Origin of the sequence: Candidatus Accumulibacter vicinus, from assembly GCF_000584955.1 — a bacterium.
GTDB lineage: Bacteria > Pseudomonadota > Gammaproteobacteria > Burkholderiales > Rhodocyclaceae > Accumulibacter > Accumulibacter vicinus.
This window is the reverse complement of the sequence record NZ_JDSS02000032.1, coordinates 52,604-58,094: the sequence shown is the minus strand read 5'-3', so window position 1 is coordinate 58,094 and position 5,491 is coordinate 52,604. Positions and strand designations below refer to the sequence as shown.

Sequence of the window (5,491 nt, the reverse complement as noted above, 5' to 3'; positions counted from 1 at the left end):
GTGATCCGCTCTTGCTGCTCGGTGATCCGCTCTTGCTGCTCAGTGATCCTCTCTTGCAATTCAGGGTAGTTCCACACCTGGGCCATGATTCCCGCAATCTGCCCTTCGCTCCACAGGTGTCGCCACTTGCCATAGACACGGGCATAGGCGGAGCCGACAGAGGGCGCCATCGCATGCACTCCTGAACTTGCATGCATGCGATAACAGGCGGAAACGCCGGGGACATGGATGAAGCGGGAGTGGCAGGCAATCTGGAGCCAGAAATCCCAGTCCTCGAACAGATCCAGGTTTTCGTCGAAACGGCAACCCAGATCGATGACCTGGCGCCTGAAAAGTACCGCATGCAATGGCATCAGGTTGCCCGCCAGCAGGCGCAGTTCGTCGAACGGCAGATCAATGGGGCCACCCTTGGGTTGCCCATCCTCATCGATCGGCTGGACACCGGTATAGGCAGCCAGCAAATCAGGTGCCTCCGTCAGCGCCGCCGCCAGCTTCTCCAGATGGCCGGGAAGGAGCCAGTCGTCATCGTCCAGGAAGAGCAGGTAGGCGCCGTTTGCCGCGTCGAGCGCCACGTTGGCGGCGCGACAGCGATGCCGGGGACAATCGCTTGAAATCAGGCGGAGCGGATGCGGACCACAGGCTGCCGGCATGTCCGGATGGTCGGGCACGGCCGCCACGACCAGAATTTCGATCCGGGCGTAACTTTGCTGGACAACCGACGCCAGCGCTTGCTGCAGCAGAGGAATCCGGTTGATGCTGCGTATCAGGATGGAAACCTGAGGGGGAAAGCATTCTTTTTCGAGCAAGGGGGTCATGTGCGACAGACTGAGGTGACAGGCGCGATGGCCAGCATGGGTGCATTTTAACCAGTCGTGCCCATTCCAAGCTGATTAATTAATCGCCGCAAGGGGCGCGATTCAACGTGTTGTGCGGACCTGGCTGGCCAGGTCGCCGCGTCGCTCGTGATGACTTCGGATCACCTTGCATCACATCGCGAAGCGCACGCCGCCCTCGCCATCGCTCGGGTGAAGGCAGTACAATCGGTCATTTGAAGAGATGCGGGAAGACGGCTGAAATGCAGAAGATGCCCATTATTCATCGGCCACTGGCCTTCGTGGTGTGCGCATCCGATGCGGAGCAGTTGCAGCGGCGTTTGCTGGTGTCCGAGTGCTTGCAGTCGCGGCGTTACCGGTTGGCGGTTTATTTCGACAGCCCTTCCGCTGCCAGAGCCTTCAACGAGGAGATGGACCACAGTACCGGTGAAGACTGGCTGGTCTGGGTGCATCAGGATGTCTTCCTGCCAGATGGCTGGGATCGTCAATTTCTGGCAGCCCTTGCCCAGGCTGATTCGCTGATACCGAGGCTGGCCGTGGTGGGAGTCTACGGGATCGACCTGCAGGGCCAACGGGCCGGACATGTCCTGGACCGGGGCAGGCTGCTCAGGGAGCCACAGCCATTGCCGTGCGAAGCATCGAGCCTGGACGAAGTCCTCGTGGCGGTACGGACGCATAGTCGGTTAGTCCTCGATCCGGAACTGCGATACCATTTTTATGCCACAGATTTGGTGCTCGCTGCCAGGCAGCAGGGTTGGGCGGCGGCTGTCGTCGATTCCTGTTGCGAACACTGGTCGGACACGCCGACGAGCGGGCCGGTAGCGAGGACCTTCGCCGATGCTCTCATCGCCGACGCCCGTGTCTTCGAAACGAAGTGGCTTCACCATCTGCCGCTGGCCACTCCCTGTTTCAACATCCGCAAACCTGGCGATGTGGCGCGGTTTGTGCAGGCGCATTTTCCCGTGACCACGGATGCGACACAACCAGGTCCCCATCCGCCCGAACGAAGCCAGCGTATTTGCTTCACCAGCGGACCGCAAACCGTTCATCAGGAGTAGGCCATTGTTCGATGTCTTGCTGTTCGATGGCGGCACCCTGCGCCTGTCCGAGGAGTTCGCTCTGGGTCAGCGGGAACTACGGCGACGGATTCGTGCCGATCGCTGGTGGCATGCGGGTCCCGACAATCGGCCGATCTTGCCGGCCCATTTCCTGAAGTTCTGCCATGCCGATCGGGTCCTGGTCATTCTCGACCCAGCCGTGCTCGTTGCCGACAATCTGATCGATGAACTGCTTGGCCTGACCCCTGGCGGCCAGGTCGCGTGTGCGCTGCCTGCCGATCCGAGAACCGCCGGAGCCGTCGCCGTCGACTATGCCAGCCGCCCCGGTTTCGACCGCCATGTCGCCCGCCGCGCACGGCTCCCGGCTGCAGCACCGTATGCCGGTCATTCCCCGTGGCTGTACATGATTACTCTTGCCGCCCTGCGTCAGATCGTCGCCGATGACGCAACCATCAACTGGGAACGCATCCCGGAGAGCCTGGGTTCCCGTACCCTGCTGGCACAGCGCACGTTCATTCATTCCTGGTCCAGCTACCAGCAGAACACGCGCGCCGAAATGCTCGACCTGCTGCCTGCCGGGACGAATTCGCTGCTGGATGTGGGAGGAGGCGAAGGCGGGTTCGCGGCAGCATTCGTCGAGCGCTTCGGTGGACAGGCTACCGTGGCCGAATTGAACCCGGCGGCAGGAGAACGGGCGAAGGCACGAGGATTGACCGTCCATTGCGGACCCTTCGAGCAACTACCGCACATCGCTTTCTTCGACTGCATCGCATTCCTTGACGTACTGGAACATCTCGCCGACCCCCTGGCGGCGCTCCTCAAGGCGCACAGTCTGCTCAAACCGGGGGGACACGTCTTGCTTGCCGTTCCCAACGTCGGTCACTGGTCCGTTGTTCAGGACCTGCTGCAGGGAGAATTCGACTATCAGCCGGTGGGTATTCTGTGCGTCGGACACCTGCGTTTCTTCACGCGCAGAGGCCTCGAGAAACTGATCGAAGATGCGGGCTTTCAGGTCGCGCGGTGGCGGGATTGTCCTTCCCCGCTGCCCGGAAATTTCCAGGCTTTGCTTGACCAGGCCGCCGCTTTCCAGCAGACCGTTGATTTTCAGAGCCTGGCCACCGACAGCTTCCATGCCCTCATCAAGGCACGTTGATGTCATCATCGTCAACTACCGGGCGTCGGCAGACACCCTGGTAGCCGTGCAATCCCTCATGCCGTGGCGCTTCGGCACGCTCTGGCTGGTGGACAACAGCGAGGATCCGGCAGAGGCCGAGATGCTGGCGCGCCGCACCAGCGAGCTACCTTGGACCAGGCGCCTGGTGCCGGGAACAAACCTTGGATTTGGCAGAGGATGCAACCTCGCCTTCGGCGAATCGAACGCTCCTTATTGCCTGCTGCTGAACCCGGATGCCCTGCTCTCGGCGACCAATCTGGAAACCCTGGTCGATGCCCTAGAGGCCGATTCCCGGTTGGCTGCAGTTTCTCCAAGGACCTTCTGGGATCGCAGCCATCGTTTTCTGCTGCCTTCGGCCTTTCCCCAATCACCTCTCGCGGAAATATCTCTGGCGCTGGCCAGCCGCTCTCCCCGGCTTGGCCGCATGGCCTCCCGTCTCTATCTCTCGCGCATGCGGCGGCAGATGACCAGCCTTCGGCCGGTGGAGACCCCTTTTCTAGCCGGCGCATTGCTTCTGCTACGGCGGGAAGCAGTACTGGCGGCCGGAGGCTTGTTCGACCCGGACTATTTCATGTTCTACGAGGACGCGGACCTTGCCTGGCGTCTGCGACGGGCCGGCTACCGGCTGGCAGTGGTCCCGGCCGCCACGGCAGTACACGAATATCGCCACAAGCCACTGAAGGGTCCGCTGATGGCGCAAACCCGAACGATTTATTTCCGCAAATGCCACCCCCTGTTCCACCGCTGGACGCGCCAACTGGGGCTGCTGGAGCGATTTCGCCAACCGCTGTGTTGGGAAGCATGGGGCGATTGCCTGAAAGCCCCGATCAGCAGCGTGGCCGAACTCGATGCTGCCCTCGATGGCGCGCGCATCGTCGCCTGGAGCCCTTCGCCCATGATGATGCCCGCGGCTTTCCGCCCGCTGTCGGCCAGCGCCGTGTCGTTCTCGCCGGCGGACTGGCAGTTGCTTGAGCCCGGCCGCTATATGCTGGCCGTCGAGCATCCCGCCTTGCCGGGGAAACTGCGCTACCTCAGCTTCGAACGGAGAGCAGGGAACGGCTGAGCTGCCGACCGAAATTCCTCAAGGGACGTTCCAGCCCATAGTGAGCCAGCGTCGCCAGTCCGACGGTGAAAGCCAGCGCTGCCAGCGCCAGCCAGGCACCCTCCAGGCCTGGCCAGAGCCGGCGCAGCAGGGCCGGCATCATGTTGTGAAAGAGATAGATGCCGTAACTCAGGGAGCCGGCCACGAGCAGAAGAGGCGTGGCCGGCCCCCAGGCTTGCGCCAGCAACTTCGACAAAGCCGTCAGCACCATCGCATAGCCCAGCGCGGCGGCCAGCCCGATATTGCCGCCGATCCACGCCGGTACCGCACCGTTTACCCCGGCATCGACCACAAAGGCCTTGAAAACCTGGGCCACCAGCCAGAGATGACCGATTCCGGCAAGCAGCAGCCACCACTGCACGCTGACCGACAGGCGGCGCTGGCTAACGGCGTAGGCCACCCCACCCAACAGAAACTCCGGCAGCAGGCCAGGCAGGTGAACGCCGGCGATCTGAGGCCAGGAGCTAAAGTCAGCGCTGCCCGGGAAGAGAAGCAGCGCCATGTGGATCAAGAGCGACCCCCCCAGCACGGCGGCAAACCACCCATTTCTGCTCCAGGTGGCTAGCAATGGCAGGAACAGGTAGAACTCCACCTCTGGCGGCAAGCTCCAGAACGCCGGGTTGTAGTAGAAGGCCGTCTCCTTCGAGACGACCGTGTGGAGCATCAACAGGTGCTCAGGGAAGTGCTTCCAGGCCTGGGCCGGCGGTTCATGCAACAGGATGTATCCGACCAGGGCGGCCACATAAAGAGGATACAGCCGGAAGAATCGACGCACCAAGTGGGGCAGGACCGGCAAGGGTTTGCCCAGCAGGTAAGGGCCGAAGACAAAACCGCTGAGGACGAAGAACAGATCTACGCCCGTAGTGGCGAAGCGAAATAGCCAGGTCTGTGCTGCGAACAGGTGTGCGTAGTGGGCTGCCAGGACCATCAGGGCCGCCAGCCCGCGAGCACCTTCGATGATCGCGTCCTCGCGTGCATTGGCAAGGCCGATCAGTGCGCCGTCCCTGCCTATTTCCGGCGCCATTCCTGCCAACCGGCGGACAGGCAGCGCAGCAGACGGGTCATCCTCCAGCTATGGCTGGCGAGCATTTCTGCCCGCTGTCGTTGATGATCCTGGAGTTGCAATCGCATTTCCGCGATCTGCACGTCCCGGTCGTGGAGATCAGCGCGCAGCTTCTCGACAGCACACCGACACTCGGCCAACTCGTCCTCCCGTGCGGCGCTGATCTGGCGTTGCTCCGCCATGGCCGCCTGCAGCTCGGCCTCATGGCGGCGTAATACCGCCAGCTGCGGAGGGTCGCACGCTCGCTGCAGCAGCGACGCG

At 62.6% G+C, this 5,491-nt stretch carries 6 protein-coding genes; 3 read left to right on the top strand and 3 right to left on the bottom strand.

Annotated features, from left to right (window positions below):
- Positions 1 to 815 (bottom strand): glycosyltransferase (locus CAPSK01_RS23270; RefSeq protein WP_273703789.1); only part of this gene is annotated, 815 nt, incomplete at its 3' end.
- A 269-nt stretch (positions 816 to 1,084) separates the two neighbouring features.
- On the opposite strand from CAPSK01_RS23270, the gene CAPSK01_RS15265 reads away from it, so the two are divergent.
- The 3 genes from CAPSK01_RS15265 to CAPSK01_RS23260 are packed head-to-tail and all read left to right on the top strand — an operon-like array spanning position 1,085 to position 4,128.
- Complete coding sequence (locus CAPSK01_RS15265) at positions 1,085 to 1,891, top strand: hypothetical protein (RefSeq protein WP_273703788.1); 807 nt, start codon at positions 1,085 to 1,087, stop codon at positions 1,889 to 1,891.
- Between the two features lie 4 nt (positions 1,892 to 1,895).
- Positions 1,896 to 3,044 (top strand): class I SAM-dependent methyltransferase, encoded by a 1,149-nt coding sequence (locus CAPSK01_RS23265; protein WP_273703787.1) that lies wholly within the window; start codon positions 1,896 to 1,898, stop codon positions 3,042 to 3,044.
- The gene (locus CAPSK01_RS23260) at positions 3,022 to 4,128 is read left to right on the top strand and encodes a glycosyltransferase family 2 protein (RefSeq protein ID WP_273703786.1); all 1,107 of its coding nucleotides are present in this window, start codon (positions 3,022 to 3,024) and stop codon (positions 4,126 to 4,128) included. Before CAPSK01_RS23265 ends, CAPSK01_RS23260 begins: the two co-directional genes overlap by 23 nt.
- Here the strand turns inward: CAPSK01_RS23260 and CAPSK01_RS15250 are convergent.
- Entirely contained in the window at positions 4,097 to 5,191 is a 1,095-nt protein-coding gene (locus CAPSK01_RS15250) for an acyltransferase (RefSeq protein WP_034928506.1), read from the bottom strand. The two genes, CAPSK01_RS23260 and CAPSK01_RS15250, sit on opposite strands and share 32 nt — an antisense overlap.
- The coding region (locus CAPSK01_RS23255; RefSeq protein ID WP_273703785.1) for a hypothetical protein at positions 5,176 to 5,491 on the bottom strand (316 nt) is incomplete at its 5' end. The genes CAPSK01_RS15250 and CAPSK01_RS23255, both read right to left, overlap by 16 nt.

Coding starts and splice junctions, on each gene's coding strand:
- CAPSK01_RS15265 (WP_273703788.1), top strand. CDS start 1,085: ATGCCCATTATTCATCGGCCACTGGCCTTCGTGGTGTGCGCATCCGAT.
- CAPSK01_RS23260 (WP_273703786.1), top strand. CDS start 3,022: ATGCCCTCATCAAGGCACGTTGATGTCATCATCGTCAACTACCGGGCG.
- CAPSK01_RS15250 (WP_034928506.1), bottom strand. CDS start 5,191: ATGGCGCCGGAAATAGGCAGGGACGGCGCACTGATCGGCCTTGCCAAT.